The organism is Aquabacterium sp. (genome assembly GCF_041909175.1).
Classification (GTDB): Bacteria; Pseudomonadota; Gammaproteobacteria; order Burkholderiales; family Burkholderiaceae_C; genus Aquabacterium.
Genome location: NZ_JAYRDZ010000002.1, coordinates 417,467 through 437,265, shown reverse-complemented (window position 1 = coordinate 437,265; position 19,799 = coordinate 417,467). Strand labels below are relative to the sequence as shown.

Annotated in this window: 19 protein-coding genes; 3 read left to right on the top strand and 16 right to left on the bottom strand. The window is 55.9% G+C overall.

The window, feature by feature from the left end:
• Positions 1-43 precede the first annotated feature (43 nt).
• The 5 genes from ACE3PH_RS04565 to ACE3PH_RS04545 all read right to left on the bottom strand — a co-directional run bounded on the left by ACE3PH_RS04565 (position 44) and on the right by ACE3PH_RS04545 (position 4,580).
• Positions 44-817, bottom strand: a complete 774-nt coding sequence (locus tag ACE3PH_RS04565) for a metal ABC transporter permease (protein ID WP_374316808.1) — start codon at positions 815-817, stop codon at positions 44-46.
• 11 nt (positions 818-828) lie between these two features.
• The gene (locus ACE3PH_RS04560; RefSeq protein WP_374316807.1) at positions 829-1,740 is read right to left on the bottom strand and encodes a metal ABC transporter substrate-binding protein; all 912 of its coding nucleotides are present in this window, start codon (positions 1,738-1,740) and stop codon (positions 829-831) included.
• 25 nt (positions 1,741-1,765) lie between these two features.
• Positions 1,766-3,163: a hypothetical protein gene (locus ACE3PH_RS04555; protein WP_374316806.1), complete on the bottom strand. Its 1,398-nt coding sequence runs from the start codon at positions 3,161-3,163 to the stop codon at positions 1,766-1,768.
• A gap of 85 nt (positions 3,164-3,248) precedes the next feature.
• Positions 3,249-3,569, bottom strand: a complete 321-nt coding sequence (locus ACE3PH_RS04550; RefSeq protein ID WP_374316805.1) for a hypothetical protein — start codon at positions 3,567-3,569, stop codon at positions 3,249-3,251.
• Positions 3,570-3,605: 36 nt separating this feature from the next.
• On the bottom strand, positions 3,606-4,580 hold the full coding sequence (locus ACE3PH_RS04545) for a M23 family metallopeptidase (RefSeq protein WP_374316804.1): 975 nt from the start codon (positions 4,578-4,580) through the stop codon (positions 3,606-3,608).
• Positions 4,581-4,613: 33 nt separating this feature from the next.
• Between ACE3PH_RS04545 and ACE3PH_RS04540 the strand changes: the two genes are divergently transcribed.
• Positions 4,614-4,943 carry a DciA family protein gene (locus tag ACE3PH_RS04540; RefSeq protein ID WP_374316803.1) on the top strand — a complete coding sequence of 110 codons (330 nt, stop codon included), beginning with the start codon at positions 4,614-4,616 and terminating at the stop codon, positions 4,941-4,943.
• An 18-nt stretch (positions 4,944-4,961) separates the two neighbouring features.
• Here ACE3PH_RS04540 and ACE3PH_RS04535 read toward each other — a convergent pair whose 3' ends face one another.
• The 3 genes from ACE3PH_RS04535 to ACE3PH_RS04525 all read right to left on the bottom strand — a co-directional run bounded on the left by ACE3PH_RS04535 (position 4,962) and on the right by ACE3PH_RS04525 (position 6,904).
• Entirely contained in the window at positions 4,962-6,146 is a 1,185-nt protein-coding gene (locus ACE3PH_RS04535; RefSeq protein WP_374316802.1) for an NAD(P)/FAD-dependent oxidoreductase, read from the bottom strand.
• A 5-nt stretch (positions 6,147-6,151) separates the two neighbouring features.
• Positions 6,152-6,316 (bottom strand): rubredoxin, encoded by a 165-nt coding sequence (locus ACE3PH_RS04530; protein WP_374316801.1) that lies wholly within the window; start codon positions 6,314-6,316, stop codon positions 6,152-6,154.
• 102 nt (positions 6,317-6,418) lie between these two features.
• A complete protein-coding gene (locus ACE3PH_RS04525; RefSeq protein WP_374316800.1) occupies positions 6,419-6,904 on the bottom strand; it encodes a rubrerythrin family protein in 486 nt (161 codons plus the stop codon).
• 180 nt (positions 6,905-7,084) lie between these two features.
• Between ACE3PH_RS04525 and ACE3PH_RS04520 the strand changes: the two genes are divergently transcribed.
• Positions 7,085-9,565, top strand: coding sequence for an SLBB domain-containing protein (locus tag ACE3PH_RS04520; protein ID WP_374316799.1), 2,481 nt, complete (start codon positions 7,085-7,087; stop codon positions 9,563-9,565).
• 9 nt (positions 9,566-9,574) lie between these two features.
• Positions 9,575-10,708, top strand: a complete 1,134-nt coding sequence (locus tag ACE3PH_RS04515; RefSeq protein WP_374316798.1) for a Wzz/FepE/Etk N-terminal domain-containing protein — start codon at positions 9,575-9,577, stop codon at positions 10,706-10,708.
• A gap of 22 nt (positions 10,709-10,730) precedes the next feature.
• On the opposite strand, the gene ACE3PH_RS04510 is transcribed toward ACE3PH_RS04515, so the two are convergent.
• The 8 genes from ACE3PH_RS04510 to ACE3PH_RS04475 all read right to left on the bottom strand — a co-directional run bounded on the left by ACE3PH_RS04510 (position 10,731) and on the right by ACE3PH_RS04475 (position 19,798).
• Complete coding sequence (locus tag ACE3PH_RS04510) at positions 10,731-11,969, bottom strand: hypothetical protein (RefSeq protein ID WP_374316797.1); 1,239 nt, start codon at positions 11,967-11,969, stop codon at positions 10,731-10,733.
• Positions 11,966-12,979 carry a hypothetical protein gene (locus ACE3PH_RS04505; protein ID WP_374316796.1) on the bottom strand — a complete coding sequence of 338 codons (1,014 nt, stop codon included), beginning with the start codon at positions 12,977-12,979 and terminating at the stop codon, positions 11,966-11,968. Before ACE3PH_RS04505 ends, ACE3PH_RS04510 begins: the two co-directional genes overlap by 4 nt.
• A 481-nt stretch (positions 12,980-13,460) precedes the next feature.
• Positions 13,461-14,687 (bottom strand): hypothetical protein, encoded by a 1,227-nt coding sequence (locus ACE3PH_RS04500; protein ID WP_374316795.1) that lies wholly within the window; start codon positions 14,685-14,687, stop codon positions 13,461-13,463.
• The gene (locus ACE3PH_RS04495) at positions 14,662-15,576 is read right to left on the bottom strand and encodes a glycosyltransferase family 2 protein (RefSeq protein ID WP_374316794.1); all 915 of its coding nucleotides are present in this window, start codon (positions 15,574-15,576) and stop codon (positions 14,662-14,664) included. The genes ACE3PH_RS04500 and ACE3PH_RS04495 overlap by 26 nt, the downstream gene beginning before the upstream one ends.
• A complete protein-coding gene (locus ACE3PH_RS04490) occupies positions 15,561-16,694 on the bottom strand; it encodes a glycosyltransferase family 4 protein (protein WP_374316793.1) in 1,134 nt (377 codons plus the stop codon). Before ACE3PH_RS04490 ends, ACE3PH_RS04495 begins: the two co-directional genes overlap by 16 nt.
• The gene (locus ACE3PH_RS04485; protein ID WP_374316792.1) at positions 16,691-17,833 is read right to left on the bottom strand and encodes a glycosyltransferase; all 1,143 of its coding nucleotides are present in this window, start codon (positions 17,831-17,833) and stop codon (positions 16,691-16,693) included. Before ACE3PH_RS04485 ends, ACE3PH_RS04490 begins: the two co-directional genes overlap by 4 nt.
• The gene (locus tag ACE3PH_RS04480) at positions 17,826-18,611 is read right to left on the bottom strand and encodes a WecB/TagA/CpsF family glycosyltransferase (protein ID WP_374316791.1); all 786 of its coding nucleotides are present in this window, start codon (positions 18,609-18,611) and stop codon (positions 17,826-17,828) included. The genes ACE3PH_RS04485 and ACE3PH_RS04480 overlap by 8 nt, the downstream gene beginning before the upstream one ends.
• Positions 18,608-19,798 (bottom strand): glycosyltransferase, encoded by a 1,191-nt coding sequence (locus ACE3PH_RS04475; RefSeq protein WP_374316790.1) that lies wholly within the window; start codon positions 19,796-19,798, stop codon positions 18,608-18,610. The genes ACE3PH_RS04480 and ACE3PH_RS04475 overlap by 4 nt, the downstream gene beginning before the upstream one ends.
• Position 19,799 lies beyond the last annotated feature (1 nt).

Sequence of the window (19,799 nt, the reverse complement as noted above, 5' to 3'; positions counted from 1 at the left end):
AGCGGAAAAGTGTAGCACCTGGGGGTGACGGATCCGCGACGACTCAACCGTGAGGTTTCCCGCCCTTGGGAGCCGGGATCACAGTGCTGAATACCGCCGCAGACAGTGCCATGGCGAGCACCACCACAGCACCTGAAGGCCAGTCGAGCATGGCCGACAGGCTCAGGCCCAGCCCATAGGCAATCACGCCCATGCCGTAAGCCAGCGGCAGCTTCCATCTGGCTGGGGCATGTCGCACAGCCAGCGCGGGCATGATCAGGCTGCTGAACACCAGGTAGACACCCACGAGTTGCACGGAAGCCGTGACGGCCAGGGCGAACAACACGTAAAAGCCGCCTCGGCGCATCAGCTGAGGGGCGCCAAACCACAGCACCAGAATCACCGCCGAGAGTACCGCCATGGCGGTCAACTGCGAGTTGGTGACCCACAGAATCTGTCCGACCAGCAAGTCCTTGAGGTGTTCGCCGCCATGCGGGTTGCCTGCCAGCAGCAAGATGCCCACGCAGGAAGCCAGCACAAACAGCACGCCGATCAGCGCTTCCTGGATGTCAGGCCAGCGGCGCTCCATCCAGGTCAGCAGGGCCGCACCAGCCAGCGCGGCACTGGCGGCCGCGGCCTGAACGGCCCAGCCTTGCGGCTCCCAGCCCAGTGCATCGGCCGCGATCACGCCGAGTCCGGCAATCTGCGCAATGGCCAGGTCAATGAACACAATCCCACGCGAGAGCACCTGCATGCCCAGGGGAACGTGGGTCGTCAGCACCAGCAGCCCTGCCACGAGGGCAGGGCCGACGATGCTCCAGTCAACGGGGTGAAGCATCGAGGAGAACATCAGTGGGCCGCCTTCACCAGTTGTTCCACGGTGTCATCGAACAGGCCAAACAGGTCCTTGGCCTTGTCGCTGCCACCCACCGTGAAGGGCAGCACCACAACGGGAATGCCGGCGCGTGATGCCAGCCATTGCGAGCCACGACCGTCGTTGTAGGCTGCACGGATCACGAATTTGGCCGGACGCTTTTGCAACTGCTCCACGACGGAAGATAGGTAGGCGCTGCTGGGTTCGACGCCCGGTTTGGGCTCCAGCGTGGCCACCTCATTGAGGCCCAGCCAGTTCTCCAGATAAGGGAAGCCCTTGTGCTGGACCACAATGGGCAGGCCCTTCAGCGGTGTGGCCTGCTTGGCCCAACGCTGCATGGCCTGGTTCCACCGGGTGTTGAAGTCAGCCAGACGGCTTTGGTAGATGCCGGCATGTGCAGGGTCCACCTCAGCGAGTCGCTGGGCCAGGCCTTGTGCCACTGCGGCGATGTTGCGTGGGTCGGTCTGGATATGCGGGTTGCCGGCGGCATGCACATCGCCATCGGCGCGGTCGAGTCGGCTGGGTACCTCCAGCATCCGCACGTAATGGGCCGCTTCGAAGTAGCCCTTCTGTCCCGGCTGGATGGCGGTGTTGCCAGACTGCCGCAACAACACGGGCAACCAGCCCACTTCGAGCTCGGCGCCGGTGCACACCAGCAGGTCGGCATTGCGCACGGCTGCCATCAGGCTGGGGCGGGCCTGCACCTGGTGGGGGTCCTGCATGGCGTTGGTGGCGCTGTAGACCGTGGCCTGGTCGCCTGTCAGCTCCTTGGTCAGCGAGGCCCATTCGGGCTCGCAGGCGAACACCTTGACCGCGGCATGGGCGCTGTGCAACGAGGCCAGCATCGAGATGGCCAGGCTGAAGGCCAAACGAGAAACCTTATTCATATCAAACATCCTTTCTTCTTCAATCTCAGTAGCTGTGTGCGCCGTGGCTGCCCAGGCTCATCAGGTACTGCAGGTAGATCTGGCCATCACGCACGCCTTGTTGCGAGCGGTCATCCGTGAACTGCAGACGCCAGCGGCTGAACTCGCTGGGCGACCAGTCCAGCATCAGGCTGGTGCGGTTGGGGTGGTAGTCGGGGCTGGTGTCGCTGCCGTCGAACTTGACCGAGCCGGTGTCCAGTCGGTCATAGCGCAGGCCCACACGCCACGCGGGCATGAACTGGTAGACCCCTTGCAGATACCAGCCCGACTGTGCCGAGCGGTAGGTGGCATCGGCCTCTGTGCTGCTACCTACATTGGTCAGCGCCTGGCCCTTCTCGTCACGATAGAAATATTCACCCTGCAGCTTCACGTTGGTGTACTTCGTGTTGCCGTTGGGGGCCCATTTCCAGACGCCATCCAGCACCCACAGCCGGCTGTTGCCGGTAAAGGCATAGGGTGTGCCGTCGTCGGTGGTCGACTCGCGGTCGCTGGCCTGTGTCCACAGGTGCGACAAGCCGGCCCGCCAGCTGCCGCTGTCGCCCACATCGCCGCCCAGGTGTCCGAACAGGGCCACGGCGCCTGCACCGTTCTTGCCGCTTTGGGTGCCGGGGAAGTTGTCGCCATTGCCCAGCTCGCCGCCCAGCTCGATGAACTGCTCTGTGGGGAGCACCCACTTGGCCTGCACGCCGTTTTGCTTGTACTGCCCCCCCAGAAAGGCCTGATAGGCCAGCGGTGCATCGACAAAGTCCCAGGCATGGGCGTGCTGTTCGTTCTGATAGCCCATGGCCGAGAAGAAGCGACCGGCCTTGACGGTGAGGCCATTGCCCAGTGCGGTGGTCTGCACGAAGGCTTCTTCCACTTCAGCTTCGTTCTCTGGCGTGAAGGCCAGGGTGAGGGCGCCATACCACCAGGGGTCGATGTTGGCGGCCAGCGTGGCTTCAGACTCACCCAGGTTGAAGCCCTTGTTGCCGGGGCCGATTTCGCCATCACCGGTTGCAAAGCCAGTGATGCGCCAGTTGTCGGGGTCTCGCTTGAGCTGTGCATACGTGCCCGAGAGCACCACGGATACCGCCGGGTTGAAGCCATTGCTGCCGCTGGCCGCTGCGGTGGCCACAGGCTCAGGGGCGGTGGCATTGTTGGCCGCCGCAGCAGCCGTATTGGCGGTGGTGGTGGCCTGGGCTGCTTGCTGCTCTGCGGCTTGCAGGCGCTCTTCCATCGCCTTCAGGCGGGTTTCATACTGCTGGCGCATGTCGTTCATCTGCTGGCGCAGTTGAGCGAGGTCGTTGGCGGAGATGGTGTCTGCCGCCCATGCGGTCTGGTTCATCAGGGCGAGCGAAGCCAAGCAGGCCAACGCAGTTGGCCGCCACACAAAGTGTCGATTCATGAAATGGTCTTTCCAATAGCGTGTGCTGATCGCGGTCGGGCGATCAGCAACGGTTTGACGAATGCGGAAACGAGGTCAAGGCCAGTCAGGCCTGTTTGGAAAGACCGGGAGGGGCGCGGCTGAGGTAGACGCGCGGTGCGGCGGGCGTGCATTGCGCACGGCCCACTTCAGGCAGTGTGTCTGCAAGTGGCGCACAGGTGGGGGTGGCCAGCGGGTTGCTGGCCACAGCATGGTCCAGCGCCGAATAGGCCAGACACTCCTTGCAGAGCGTGTGCTGGGTAGGTGATTCGTCTTGAGCGCGAGCATGCTGGAAGGCGTGCAGCACCGATGCCTGCTGCAACAGCAACAGGCAGAACGTGAGCAGCACATGGCGCCCCAGGTACAGCAGGCGATTCGCGCGAATCATGGGCGCCAACTGTAGCGTCAAACGGGCCAACCCGTGTCAGCGCAGGGTATTTTGGGCGAGGGTGGGGGCTTGCCCCTTGCCTGCGAGGAAGCGGGCCGGATCTTGCTGCACGCCTTCAACCAGCACCTCGAAATGCAGGTGTGGCCCGGTAGATCGCCCTGTGGTGCCAATCAGGGCAATGGGTTGCCCGCGTCGAACGATGTCCCCTTCCTTGACCAGCACTTTGGAGGTGTGGGCATAGCGGGTGATCAGGCCGTTGCCGTGGTCGATCTCGATCATGTGACCGTATTGATGGTGCATGACATCGGTGATGACGACGCCGCCAGCAGCAGCCTTGATGGGTGTGCCAATGTCGCCAGGAAAGTCCAGCCCGGTGTGCAGGGCTGACCCGCCCGTGAACGGATCTCGGCGAAAGCCAAACCCTGACCCGATCGGGCCTTGTACCGGTGCGGAGCTGGGGATGAGCCGGGCCTCCAGGCGCTTTTCAAACAGGCGGGATTCGATCAGGGTCAGCACGTCTGCCGCATGGTCGCTTTGCGAATCCATGGCCGCGACCTGCTGGTTCAAGTCCTGTAGCGACAGTGCGCTGTGGGGGTCGTCCCCGGTTCGAAGGCTGGGGAGTGCTCCGCCGCTGCCTTGTTTCGGGTCCGGCTCGGTCATCTGCTTGAGTTCATCGGGCTTGACCCCGGCCATGCCGGCCAGACGCTCGCTCACGGCTTCCAGTCGCACCACCTTGGCCTGCATGTCACCCACCTTCTGGGCCATGGCGTCCAGGTTCTCTCGCATGTAGCGGTCACGCTGGGCGAATTCCTGGCGCTCCACAAAGCGCACGGCTTCCGACAGACTGGGCCAGTGCTCATGCGCGGCCTTGATGACCACGGCGTGGTAGATCAATGCAGACAGCAAAATGGCGGGCAAGCACAGTGCCAGTGCGGTGAGCACAAAAGTGACCGGGGTGAATTGCAACACCCGGGGACGCGACAATACGCTGGAAGTGATCAGAATCTGCATGCCAACCCGTTCGACGCCAAACCACACGCCATCATGAGCCTGCGCTCACGCTCCACTTTTCGACCGCTCGTGCCTGAAGTGCCCCGTATCAAGGAGGCGCTTGCACAGGCACAGCCCTTGGTGAGCCTGATGCAACGGCTTCAGGCTTCGCAGGCATGTCTGGAGGTGGTTCGGGCAGTTTTGCCGCCCGCTGTGGCCGCCTATGTGAAGGCGGGCCCCATTGACGATGAAGGGTGGACCCTGCTCGTGCCGAATTCGGCCTTGTCGGCCAAATTGCGTCAGCTTCAACCACGCCTGCTGGACGCTTTGCAGCGAAAAGGGTTCAAGGTTAGCGCAATCAGGGTCCGGGTTCAAACGGGGTGAGACCCCGTTACCCCTGTTTCAGGACAACAACGCGGGGGCTTGTGCGGCCCAGGCTTGTCGCTGCGACACAGCTTTACCTTGCAACACAAAACCCAACAGTTGCGCCGGGTCGGCGGGCGACGTGAAACGGGCCTCCAGTGCATCGTCGGTCTCGTTGACTTGCCAGTCGCCTGCCGCACCTGCTGGTGGCGGGCAAATGACGGTGGGTTGCGCGGGTGTTTTCACCACCACGGGCATGGCCGGGTAGACCACATCCGTAGGCTTGCCGGTCAGCGTGGCTGCCAGGGCACGGGCTTGCGTCATCAGTGGCAGCACGTAGGGCAGGTTCAGCCCGTCGACCTCGGCGCAGTCCCCCACCGCATAGATGTGCGGGGCACTGGTGGCCAACTGCCGGTTCACCACAATGCCGCGGTTGACCTGGATGCCCGCCACGGTAGCCAGCGCGGCGCGCGGGCGTAAACCAATGGCAGACAGCACCAGATCGGCTTCGAGGGTGCTGCCGTCGCTCAGTGTCAAGGTCAGGCCCGGGCCATCGGCTCGCCGGTCCACCCGTTGCAGCCCCACACCGAAACGGAAGCGGGCCCCAGCTTGCTCCAGGCTGGATTGCAGACGGGCGCTGGCCACGGGGGGCAGCAGGCGGTTGAGCACGCGGTCAGACAAGTCAATGACCGTGGGCTCAATGCTGCGCGCCAGCAGGTCATTGGCAAACTCACAGCCAATCAGGCCGGCGCCGAGGATGGCGACCTTGCGCGCGGGTTGCCCACCCGCAGCGGTGTCCAGTGCCTCTGCAAAGAGGGCGAAGTCCTCGAGGTCGTTGACCGACAGCACCTGCTTGACCGCGTCGCCTTCGAGCGGAATGCGGATGGGGTCTGCACCCGTGGCCAGCACCAGATCCCGATAGGTGATGACCTGACCACCGGTGAGCGTCACCGTCTGCGCTTGCGTGTCGATCTGGCTGACGATGCTGTGCGGCAGCACCTGAGCCTGAATCTCGGAGGCCATCTTGTCGGCAGCCTTCATCACCAGCGTGGCAGCGGTCTTCTTACCTGCCAGTGCGTTGGACAGCATGGGCTTGGAATAAAAGCCCGCCTGGTCACGGCTGATCACGACGATGGGCACCTGCGCATCCAGCTTGCGCAATTCGCGGGCCACGTTGTAGCCTGCCAGACCAGAGCCAATGATGACGACAGCTGCTTCAGACATGATGCTCAGATCTCGACCATTTCAAAATCGGCCTTGCCCACGCCGCAGTCAGGGCAGGTCCAGGTATCGGGCACGTCTTCCCATTTGGTGCCAGCCGGAATGCCTTCTTCGGGGCGACCTTGTGCCTCGTCATAGATGAAGCCGCAAACAACACATTGATAGGTTTTCATTGCTCACTCACTCAATACAAATTTCGGGGTGGATTCTGCCTGTGGATCTGAGCAGGCCAGGGAAGGCCATGCGTCAGATCGGGGTGTGCTGGCGTCAGATTGTCAGGCGGACAACTTGTCCAGCACGGCCTGATAGTGGTTGGCGTGGCGCTCTTCCACCTTGGCCAGCGCAGCGAAACGCTTGGCCGCCTTTTCCAGCACGGCCTTGAACTGCGCAGCGTGCTCTTTGGATTCGGCAATCTGCTCGTCTATTTCCTGGACGGCAGCGTCATGCCCTTCCGCAACGGCCGCATTGCGGAACGACGGGTACATTTCGGTGTACTCGTACGTTTCGCCTTCGATGGCGAATTGAAGCGCCTTGGCGGGCGTCATGTTCGCCTTGGGGAACAGCAGGTCCAGGTGACCGAAGGCGTGCATGACTTCCTGATCTGCCGTGGCCTCAAATGCCTTGGCAGTGTCTTCGTCGCCCATTTCGCGACACAGCTTGGCGAAGTAGCGGTATTTGATATGCGCCATCGACTCGCCGGCGAAAGCGGCTTCCAGGTTTTTGATGGTGACAGACTTTGGATCGTGGAATGGGCTGGCCATGGGGGGCTCCTTTCTGTTCTCTTTGGGGCAGCAAGTTGCTGTCGATGAAGATACTGTATGCCTTGTTCAGTCAACCGAGAAGTCAATCGTTTTGATGTTTGTCATTGGTTCTATCTATCGTTTTTGCCCAAATTCCTTGCCCATACAATCGGTTGCCAATTCGCTTGAAAGACTGGGGTCATGGCCATTAAACGCGCACAGAAACCATTCAGGGTCGTCCTGCCTTACCTGATTTCCCTTTCACTCGCCTTGCCGCCTGCCAGCTATGCCCAAATGCTGCAGATGGCCACCGATGGCAGCGGCAGCAGCTTGTCAGGTGCGTCGATGGGCAGTGCCGTGCTGTCGTCTCCGTCCGGTTTGTCCACCTCCCTGGGTGGCTTGTCTGGCATTCCGCAGATTCGCCAGAACAATGGGGTGGCCAGCGACCGTTTGAGCTCCGGTGTCAACACCCCCGCGCCTTCTGTGCCTGATCAGCCTGCACGGCCTTTGCCACCCAATGAGTTTCAGAAGTTCATTCTGGAAAGCACAGGTCAGTCTTTGCCTCTGTTTGGCGCCAGTTTCTTCACGCAAGCGGCCAACAGCTATGTGCCGCTTGCCAACACGCCCGTATCACCTGACTACGCCATCGGCCCCGGCGACGAGGTGCTGGTTCGAGGCTGGGGCTCGGTCGACATTGACGTCAAGGGCGTGGTCGATCGCAATGGGCTGTTGCACATTCCCCGCGTGGGCGCGGTTCAACTGGCTGGCGTGAAATCGTCTCAGGCGGAAGGCGTGCTGCGCACCGCTGTGGGCCGTTACTACCGAGACTTCCAGCTCAGCGTGACCATGGGCCAATTGCGAGGCATCACGGTCTATGTCGTGGGGCAGGCCCGCAAGCCAGGCGCTTACACCTTGTCCAGCGTGTCGACAGTGATCTCAGCCCTGTTCGCCAGCGGTGGGCCTGGTGCCAATGGCAGCATGCGCAATGTGCAGGTGAAGCGCGGTGACCGCGTGGTGGCCGAGCTGGACCTGTATGCCTTCCTCGCGCGGGGTGACAAATCCGGCGACATCAAGCTGCAAGATGGCGACGCCATCGTCATCCCGGCGGCCAAGGGCTTCATGGCTTTGACGGGCAAGGTCAACAACCCGGCGGTCTATGAAATCTCAGGCAAGGGTGACAGCATTGAAAACCTGCTGACGATTGCTGGTGGCCTGCCCGTGACAGCCGACCCCAAGCGGGCCACGCTGGAGCGTGTGGACCCGTCTCACAAACCATCGCGTTCCGTTGAAAGCTTTGCGCTGGATACGGCCGGACTGAAACGCACACTGCGCAATGGCGACACGCTGGCTGTGCAGGCGGTGACGGGTGAGTTTGGCAATGCGGTCACGTTGCGCGGCAATGTGGACCAGCCACTGCGCATGCCCTGGAAGGAGGGCATGACCATCCGTGACCTGATTCCCAGCAAATCTTTCCTGATGTCTCGCGGCTCGGTGAAGCGACAAAACGAAGTGTTGCTGACGCCTGAGGACAAGCAGCGGGCCTTGCTGGGGTTCACCACACCAGCAGATGATGCAGTGTCTCAGCCAGGACAGCGGCCAATGGCCCAGTCGATGCTTGCGCAGCCTGCCGGGGTAAGCGCCATGCCCCAAACCAATGACAAGGATGTGGGCGACACGGCAGACACCCTTGCACAACGCATTGGCAACCTCGTTGACGAGGTGAACATGGACTACGCCGTGGTCGAGCGCGTAGACCGTAAAGATGTGACGGTGAAGTTGCTGCCCTTCAGCCTGAACAAGGCATTGGAAGATGCCAACAGCCCTGACAACCTGGCGCTGCAACCAGGCGACACGGTCACGGTGTTCTCTGTGAACGATGTGCAGGTGCCCCAGTCGAAGCGACAGGTGTTTGTGCGGGTGGAAGGCGAAGTGAACCGCCCTGGCATCTACCAGATGAAGCCAGGAGATGGCCTGAAGCAGATGCTGGAAAAGGCTGGCGGTGTGACCCCGGATGCCTATCTGTTTGGCGCAGCTTTCTACCGCGAAGAAGTGCGCCGTGCCCAGCTTGCCAGCCTGGATCAACTGGTTCGACGCCTGGAGGCACAAGTTGACTCCCGATTGAGCGCAGCAGCAGCCAGCGTTTCCGGTAGTGACTCAGCTGGCGTGGCGCAAATTCGCGTTCAGGCTGAAGCACAGGCCCAGAAGCAGGCTTTGCAGCGTTTGCGTAATCTGAAGCCGACAGGCCGGATCATGCTGGGGCTGAACGACAAATCACGCCCAGACGACCTGCCTGCCCTGAAGCTGGAAAACCAGGATCGCTTGGTGATTCCATCCAGGCCTGACTTTGTCTATGTGCTGGGCTCTGTCAACACTGAGTCGTCTCTGATCTGGCAGGAAGGCAAGTCCGTGCAGTTCTATCTGGACCAGTCGGGCCTGACCAGTGGAGCGGACAAGGATGAGATGTTTGTGATTCGCGCCGACGGCAGCGTGCTGTCAGCCGCGAGCCGTTGGTTTGGCTCGGTGTCGGGCGCGACTGTGAGCGCAGGCGACGTGATCGTCTTGCCGGAAAAGACAGACCACGAAAGCGCCTGGAGCGTGTTCACGCGCAATGCGAAGGACATCACCCAGATCGTCTACCAGTTGAGCTTGGGCGCCGCGGCGATCAAGACGCTGCGAGATTAAGGAACAAGCATGACAGACATGCGTGCTGACAATGGGACGGAAGGTGATATCAGCTTGCTCGACTTGCTGCTTGTCATCAAGAACAACATCAAGCTACTGCTCGTTGGCCCGCTTTCCATAGGCATTGTTGCCCTGGGCTGCAGCTTCTTGATTACCCCGACATATACGGCGACCACCACATTCCTGCCCCCGCAGCAGCAACAAAGTTCTGCGGCAGCCATGCTGCAGGGCTTGGGGGCACTGGGCAGCTTGGCGGGTGCAGCGGCTGGCATCAAGAATGCTACGGATCAATATGTGTCTTTCGCCAAAAGCCGAAGTGTTCAAGAGGCCCTGGTAAAGCAGTTTGATTTGAAGTCTCGTTACAAGGCTGACTTCACCGACGATGCATTGAAAACGCTTGCTGGGAATGCAAAGGTGACGGCGGGGAAGGATGGGTTGATCTCGATTGACGTCGATGATACTGACCCAGTTTTCGCAGCCAAGCTGGCCAATGCCCACATTGAGCAGTTGAACAAGCTGCTAGATAGATTGGCTGTCACAGATGCGCAGCAGCGACGCATGTTCTATGAGCGACAACTTGCCAATGTGCAGACGAAACTGAAGCAAGCGCAGTCTGATTTACAACGCAGCGGAATCAAGGAGGGTGCATTGCGTGCAGAGCCTCGTGCAGCGGCAGAGGCTTATGCTGCATTGAAAGCACAGGTGACGGCAGCGGAAGTTGCACTGCAATCAATGAGAGCCTACCTGACAGATCAATCACCAGAATTGCGTGCTGCACAAGCAAACCTGGGGGCATTGCGATCACAACTGTCCAAGGCCGAAGCGGCAAACAATGCCGCTGCGGATGACGATTACATTGCCAAATATCGGGACTTCAAATATCAGGAAACATTGTTTGAAATGTTTGCCAAGCAGTTTGAGCTTGCCAAATTGGATGAGGCCAAGGAAGGTGCACTGATTCAGGTAGTGGATGAGGCTCAGCCACCTGAACGTAAGTCGAAGCCCATGAAGGCATTGATTGCCGTGCTTGCAACACTGATCAGTGGGTTCTTTTTGCTGATCTACGTGTTTATAAAAGAGTCATGGCGAAAGACTATTCAGTCTGGTCGCAATGCAGAAAAAATGGAGTTGTTGTTGCGTTGAGTGAGTTGCCTAAATGGGCAGCTCAACGACTGGTTTTGGGTGTGGGTAATAACAGAGAAACCCATTTCCAGCTACATGAAACGGCAATCCACCCGAATATTATAGATAGGGCGAACAAATTAGTGTTGGCGAGATTTGCGCTAAAGGTGGCCGCCACAAAGCTGATAAATGCTGCTGGTATATACCCTAGGGTAACTAGGTATGGGATCGATGCTGGTCTTGCTAATAAATGTGCTTGTTCATGTCGGTACCAAATGGATGCGGATACGCCAATCAACATTGCGCCAGATATCATCAATGAGTCGCGTCCAATTTTGTTTGCATAATTGAGTTGCAGCAACAGGCATGTGCCGGCAATCAGTGTGCAGGTTGCGCCAATTTTGAAGGTTAATATTATATTTTTATGTCGCCTGTGGCTTTCTGGGTGTTGGTGTGATGCCAGGTTCCGGATGGAAATTGATTGAAGTATTTGGAATGGCTGTAGCGCGGCAAGTAGTATTCTGGAAATGAAAGCAATGTGGCCGGTTGTGTTGGGTGTAAACCCTGGTGTGCTGCCTACAATAAGTAGTGGGAATTGGAATAGTAGATTTGTGCTTAATGCAATCGCTTGGCTCCATATGGAGTATGTGCGGGTGCTGAAACAATAGAATTCCAGAATTCTATTGGCATTTGTGCTAATGGGTAATAGTATGAGTGCCGATATTAGTACAGGCATCGTGACAGCGAAAAAGTCGAGTGCCATGGTGCTTATTTTTGTGGCCCACAAAATAGCGAGAATGGTCAGGGATAAGCATCTTGCAAAAATTCCAGCTGACGCAATGATCCGTGTGTTATTGCAAGCCAATGAAGTCGTGCCAAGTGTTGCCCACAAGAACTCTGTAGACCCATAAAGCGCAGTCCCAGCAAATACGCCAATCCATCCATCTTGATGGGGTGTGAGCAGATTTTTGGTCGGAAGAGCGTAAAGCGCTCCAAGTGATATCAATACAGAAATTAATATCTTGACCAGCAATGCAGGCGTTGTCAGGCTAAGCAGCCTTTTGGCTCGCTGGCCTTGGGCCCTGACCAAGATGTAGGCATGCGGGTCAGGAATGAGTGAAATGCAAATTCCTAGCGTACCGAGAACCCAGCCCGGTAAGCCATACCCAGAGCTACCATACCTACTGATAAGGTAGGTGTGAAACACAAGGCCGAAAATGCGTGGAAAATAGGCGTCCACATAGCGCCATACAGCCTCTGATCGAACGCGGATAAAGGTCAAACTGTCCACTCCAGTGCGGCATTAGCGTGGCGTGCCATTCGGAAACACACCCCATACCAAGCAGCCGAAGATTGACGGGCCCATGTCAGTTCTTCAACTTCGCAGCTACCGCTGAAGCTGAACTTGTCAGCGGCATTTTTCCCCCAAACTGTGGTCGACTCAAGTACCAAATGTTGATTCAAGGTACTCTCGTTGTTCTGAATGACCAACTTGTCAGTTTGTTGTGAAATAACAAAGCCGTCCACAGCAAAAGGTTTGTCGTGGTGGATGAGTTGTGGGGTCAGGGTAAGCTTTTTCTGCTGGAAAGGCGAGATCAAGAGTTGCTTGAAGAAGCTGATGACGCCGGGTCGCTGTGCTGGTGGCCTCTGATGATTCTTGAGCAAGGCGATGATGGGCCCAGAATTGGTTGCCACTAGACCGGATCCGTCGTGGTCCACAGGATGCCACCAGAGCTGCGTTGAACGTGGGACCACATGGCCAGTCATAGATTCAACTGAATCTGGAGCTGGAATTCCACGTAACCAGAGTTCCGCAAAAGCCGCATAGTCATCGGTGGTGTTGTAGCCGTGCAGTAGACAGTGACGGAATGGGCCAGCCCAAGTTGCAGACATGGCCCCCGTGGGGGTTTCTGGCCGCGCACGAACACGGGCAGCATTCACCCATAACGGATCTACGTTGACGCCCCAATCCTTGGCCATGTGTCCACAAGTGACCATGGATGCATAGCCAAACAGTTGAAATCTTCCCCGGCCCAATGGAGATGGATCACCATATTGGCGCCAGATTTCCTCCATCCAGTTTATGGCTTTCAATACCAATCTTCGCAGCAGCAGGTCGCTACGGTCAGCAAACCGCATGATCAACAGGAGCATGTAGGCGTGATACTGTGAACTGTTGTCTTTTGGTTCGTCAGGTAAAAAACCAGATTGCTCTGGATACAGTCGGATGGCCTTCAAGTCATCCATATTTAGATGGCGCCCAGATAAGCGCACATCAATGATCTTAGCCATGAGCCGCCAGTTGACTGTCCGCGGTCTTGGATTGAATCGAGTTGCGATTGCTGAAAGTCTGGTCTGGTGTATTGTTGAAAGATAACTTCCACGATCTATCAAGTGGAGGTAGCCGATTGCCAGAAACTCCCAATGTCCTTCTCGGGATGGGTTTTGGTTGTGTGGTTCACATATTGCGTTCCACAGATCGTCATCAACCTGATGTGGGTAATCTTCGGCCAGTAGTAGTCTATAGGATGGCCCGTAGAAGCCGCTCCATTCTGTGCGCGTCATTGCAACATCTCACCCTGAACAGTCACCTGGGTAATGTCGATGGTATCCCGTTGACCATTCGCATCAACTTGAAATTGAATTCGCAACGAAATATGTTTGCATGCAATCATAAATATACGTATTAAATTAATTTAAAGTTCAGTTATACAGATGCGGATTGCTTTTGGATTGCGTAGTGCAGGAGGGGTTGTTTCAATATGTTGACGTGTTAAATATCCATGCTGTCAATGGGCGGCGTTGGCTTCAGCGTTGTGAGCGATTGGACCTTTGGGGCGGCGCTATTGTTTAGTGTCAATGCAAGTGAAACAGCGAGGAACAGGGTGTCGGGGACATCCGGAAGGAAGAGGCTCATGGAAAACCAAGATGCCAATAGCCATCTGGAAGTGCGATCTGAGATGTAGAACGTGCTTAATAGCGCAACAATGGGAAGGCAAGTCGAAAGAACGCCGCCGTCAATGAATGAACCTAGATAGAAATTGTGTAGATGAGAGCCATAACTCTGGAAAAATGAGTCAGGTCCACCCATGCCGAAAAACAATTTTTCAGTCGAGGCATTGAAAATTTCCGACAAGGCGCCGGAGTACTGGTGAAAACGATCGGCTGTCGATGATGAACCTTCTTCGTCAAAAAATCTTCTGAACAACCCGTTTTCCGATGTGATTTCGTCACTGAATTGAGAAGAAATTGCTGCAAATGAGCCTATTGCAATGAGCCAGAACGATGTCTTTTGCGTTCTCCATGTCAGTGCGATCCATATTGCAGCAGTAACTAGCCAGGCCGCTCTGGAGAAAGTGAGAAAGATGCCAAGCATGCAGGTCGTGGTGATCAAATATCTGGCAATCTTTCCAAAACTAAAGTGATATGAAATAACGAGGAGGATGATCAGGTTAATTGCCAGGAAGTTGGGATCAAGATAACCGGCGCCGGCGCGTAATAGCGGACCAACAATATATTTTTCGTTGATGGGTTCAGATAAGTCACTTGGTAGGCGGTAGCTTGAATTCAGTGCGGCTGCAATAGCGTAAGTAATCGATCCGGCGATGATTGATGATTTGATCAATCGTGATTTTGGGTCGACTTCTTTGTGTGTTGTCAGCATGAGTGGTGCACATGCGCAGAAAAATATAATATACCTGCCTGCATTTGCAGCCAGCGTGGGGGCTGCTGGATGGTATGCCGATGCAATATTGATGTTGATGGCCGCGGCAAATAGAACAAAAGTGATAAATAAGTGGCTTGACTTCATGGTGAAGTCTGATTTGGATATGGATGCTTTCGCTCCATGGTAGCAAAGCATGGCCCAGCCTAGTGCTGTGAAGGCTGTGAGCGTAGATGCCTGTGTGCTGGCTAGCAATACCTTGGTAGGGTAGGATAGATAATACCCAAGAAGAAAGATGGCCAAATATATTTCAGTGATGTTTGGCATTTTTTTCATCAATCTTCTTCATGATGTGGCTTGCAATCTTCCTCGGGCCTATTCTGTTTTGTATCAAATGAACCCAGCTGCCAAATACGGAAATGCCGAATGAATGAAGTATTTCTCTGTGCCGGTTCAGGAACGTGGCGTTGTTGCGGTGTACCCAATACTCGAACCACAGACGACTTCCCCGTCGTTGTCCACCCTTTTTTGCATAAGCAATTGACAATGGCAGATGGAAGCATACGGCGTCAGGAACAAGAAATACTGCGGCCGCATGACTAGCCCGGGCTGCTAGCTGTGGGTCCGTCTCCTCTCTGTAGCCGTTGCCGCCGTAGCCTTCGTGGAACGTGAGTCCGCGCTCAAAAAGTGATCTGGGCCAGAGTGCTACGGCCGTGACAAAGGGGTATTCACGCACTTTTCCCGGGTTTGACCATGGTGTCAGGGTGAGGTCTTTGTAGTTGAAGAAAGCCCGCTTTTCGGCGTTCGCCCTTGCAATGGCGGCATCTGGTTGCTCGTCGTCAAGTAGATAGATCACCCTCGGACCCACGATGGTCGGGCGGTCGTCGATTGGCTTGCCCGCGCGGCATAGGCGGACCATGTCCGGCGGCAGCAGGATGTCGTCATCTGTCGTGAGCACTTCATCAGATGTGCAATGGAGCAAGCCGCGGTTCTTTGCCGCGGGCGCTCCTAAGCGTGTGTCGTTGCGTATAACTCTGAGCACTATCCGATTGGCCTTGCACGCATCGGAGAGTTGATTGAAAACGGCGCTGTAGGGCTCGGTGCTTCCGTCATCTACCACTACGATTTCAGCCAAACCCTCTTGTTCAAGCCAAGTCGGCCAGACCTTCTCCAAAACATCGGGTCTGTTGTGTGTAGGTGCGAGGATGGTTAGCGTGGGTGCCATTCGAATTCTGGGTAAAGACGGGTGAGAAGTTGCATCCACTGGTGCTGTATGACAGCAGGTGACACATGCTCCAGGGCGTAACTTCTACTTGCGACACTGGCCTGGGGGAGTTCTACCAATAGCGCATCGATTCGTTGCGCCCATTCTGCTGGACTGTCCGGTTGTGCGATGACAGACTCTTTGATGTGTGGGTCAGAGGATAGTAGAAAGTGCTTTGCTTGACCAACATCGCTCGTTATGACCGGACAGCCGCAAGATTGGGCTTCGCTCGCAACCAGGCTGTACCCTTCAAAACGTGATGGTTGGAGGGTTACATCAGCCGATTGGTACACGGTGACCATCTGGTCATTGGGGATATCTTTTAATACAGTGACAGCGGGTGAATTTGGCCATGGCCAACTGGCATTGCCAGGGGCTGCAATCAAGATATGCCAGTTGGGGGCGAGTGTGTTTGCGAGCGCTTCAATTCTGTCGGCGCCCTTGGCGTACTCCCAGCGCCCTGCAAAAAGTAAAAGCTTCTTGTCTAATGGAAGCCCCAACATTTGTCTGGCCAGGGTCTTATCGCCAGGTTGAAACTTTTCCGTATCGGTTGGCGGTGGAATCACCTCATCGCGCACTGGGATTCCATGTTGTCGCAGGCACTCTTGGAGGCCAATCGAGTTGGCAACAGCTCCACTTGGTCTGGCCGTATGTCTCTCCAGTGTGTTCGCTAGCACTCCGTTTGCCCGGCGCAAAAGTCTTTTGAGCCCCCGGGGGGGACTCAGCGCCAGAGCATGAAAGCCTGAATAGCTGCCAAAGAACAGGTGGAGATGTCTTCGCCGGGGCAAGCCGACGCCCATCAACTCGACGCTGAAAATCACATCATATGGCGGCAGTGCACGGTGGCGCAGCAATCGCTTCACTGCCAGAGGGGAGCGCAGCAGAGGTATGACTCCCAGGAGCGCACGCTCCACCCAAGAGGGGGGCGGTGCATCACCAATGGAGATGAACTCGATTCCCGCACAAAGTGGATCAAGTATCTGGGCTAACGTTGCAAGATGTTGCTCGGCCCCTCCAAATCCTTCGCCTGGCTTTTGAGGGGAAAGGATGAGAATCCGTGCGCGAGTTGCATTCGTCATGGAGTAGACCGTTCTAATAGCAGGGCACTCAATGCGCGGTTGGCAATATTGCGATCAAATCGCTTGGCAAAATCCGCTCGGAACAGTGATTGACTGCGAACTATTGCAATGTTGGATGCCAGTTTGTCTGCTTGTCTGGCAAATTCAGCCCAGTCATAACATACAACTCCAGTCGAATCGCTTGGAAATAGTGCACTCAGTGCACTATTGGATCCGGTGATGCAAAGGGGTAGCAGTCCGCATGCCAGGTACTCAAATGTCTTCACTGGAAGGCAATATAGCCGCGTGTCTGGCAGTGGGTTTATACCGATGTCGCAGGCATTTAATAGTCTGGCAACCTGATCGAGCGGCTCATTAAAGCGCCAGATGATGTTTGAATAAATTCCAAGTCGACTGCTGATGACTTCCAACTCTTCCTTGATGGGCTTGGAGTGTTCGTCCAGCACACCGATGATGAGTAATTTGGCACCATCTCTCAACGGCTGCGCGAGTGACTGAATAGCCTTGTCAAGAGACTTGCCGCCTAATATTCCTGCGTAGACAAAAACCGGCTCGTCCCCTGCACCAAGCTCCAGCCTGGTATGGCGTCGAGTAGCCGGGTTCAAATGAAAAATATCAAGATCAATGCCATTGGGTGCAATGACATATGGTGCCATTGGCGTGCTGAAGTGCTTGTTCATGGTGAGCCGAAGAGGCTCTGAAACATAAGACAGGCCATTTGCCACCTTCAGTAAGCAGCTCTCTAGCCACCTCTTGATGTTGGTTTTGAGTCCGGGCGCAATTTCCCCATTTGCAAGCGCCTCGCTGACGTAGGGGTCGCGGATATCTACAATAACCCGCATGCCGAATAGTCTGGCCATCAAAGCAACTTCTGCTGCAGGTGTGCCTGGTGGCGAGCTGACCAATATGGACCATTTTCGATGCTTGAGGATGGTAATGAGTAAACCCAATCTATTCTTGCACCTAATTATGTTGATGCCGTCGACGTGAGTCGGTCCTGCTTGGCTGGTCAATAGATTGACTGCATGCCCGCTCTGGGTGAGGTACCGAGCCAGAGATCTCATTCGCGTGGCGCTGGCAGATGGATGCGGTGGGACATAGTGCGCATAAATCAGCACGCCTGGAGTAAGGTCAGCCATTTTGTACGAAACTCTTGCTAGTCAGTGCCAGTGCTGCAAATTTTGGTAATGTGCGTATCTGGCGCCTCCAGCGTTGTGGCTCGATATACAGACGATATAGCCACTCCAGACCAATTTGACGTAACATCTTGGGCGCACGTGGTACATCTCCACTCAGAAAATCTACTGTTCCACCTAAGCCCGCTGCAATTTTGACTTGATTTGCATAAAGAAATGTTCTGTTTTCATTTATCCAGAACTCCTGTTTCGGCGCCCCAAGGCAAACTGCAATCACAGCCGGTTTGTGCTTTGTGATCAGGCTTTCAATTTCGGTTTGATTGATGAGCGGCAAATGAGGTGTGTAAGGTGGAGAGTTCCCAATAACTTGAAGGTTAGGGAGTAAATCGACCAATCGTGCACAGGCTTTTTCTATGCGGTTGGGAGTTCCACCTATGATCATCAATGCTCTCCCAGCTGCGTGACACATCTGAGCAAGGTCATAGACGAGGTCCGATCCACAGGTTCTATCGACCTGGTGGTGCGTACGTAGTTTCAGTACAGCTTGCAGGCCAACGCCATCGACGACATTGAACTGTCCTGCGTTGAGCACGTCACGGAAGCAGGGCTCAGACAGCGCAGCCATGCAGATTTCCGGGTTCAGCGTATGAACGGCCGTAAGCTGGTCCATGTCTGCAGATGCATCGAATAAACTGGCCAACTGCTTGATTAACTGGGGCTTAGGTGTGAGATCTACGCGCACCCCGGCGACGTGGGTGTCTGCTTGGCGGCTCTTGCTCATGAATGGGATGGCAGGCACTGATTGACTTTGTCCGACAAAATATGTGTCGTCCAGTTGTGCCAATCGGCGCCTGAGAAATGCTTGTGAGCATAGTCTAGCGCGGCAGAACTTGCTTGCTCCCACGCTGTTCTATCGATCGTCAGCCGCTGAATAAATGAGGCCATTTCTTCTGGTTTGTCTGATACCTGCACGGCCGACCCATACCCAGCTGGAAATCCCTCGATGCCCGTTGTCGTCGTAACGACAGGCAGCCCTCTTGTCAAGGCGTGAAGAATCTTGATCTTGATTCCTGACCCAGATAGCAGTGGCGCTACAAGACATTTTGCTGACGCGTAGAAAGGCTCAATGTCGTCGACATATCCATGCGCAATGATATTTCGATGCTCAATCAACATCGACGATAGAGATTGTGGTGCGCCACCGCCAATGACATCCATATCTATGTCGGCCGGTAGGTGTGGGTGAATATGCTCTGCATACCAGCGAAGTCCTTCGTGGTTCGCGTGCCAGCTCAGTGTTCCGACAAACAGTATGGAATCGTTTCGTGTGGCGAATGCCGCGATTGCTGATGGTGGCTTGGGGGCTGCTGGATAGAATATGGATGTATGCTCGTTGCTGATGCCTCTAGTCGCAAGATTGGAAAGATCGTCGCCAGATAGGAGGTGCAACTCATCGAATTTTGGTGTAATCCGGGATAAATATCTCACACAGCGATGCCCCTCCAGCTCAAGCACCGTGCGGGTAGGTTGACGAGCATGGAGGGCCGCTCTAAAGAATATTTCTGGTTCAGCATTGTGGAGGTGTAGAACTCGCCTGTCGGCATGGCAATTCAGTCCCGCCTCTGCAACGAGCCAGTGGTCCACGTAGGCCAGGTCATAGTGCTCTTCGCTTAGTTTTTTTGCAGCACTTACAAATTCTTTGTGGGAATTCCTCCAGACGCTCAGTGGCAGCCCCGCTGTGTAGGAAAGAAATAGATTTTGTGTGGATCTTGCTCGAAGATTTCCTGCAGTTATCCAGTCGATGCTGGGATAGGCTTTTCGGGCTTGATCATCCACCTCTAGGGCTAGCACAGTGACGTCGGATATTTTTGCCAATGCGTCCAGGCGCTCTTGCGTTACCTGCATGCCGCCGCTGGTATGTTGGGCTATTACAGTCGGTGTGACAAATAAAACCTTCTTTGCTGCCATT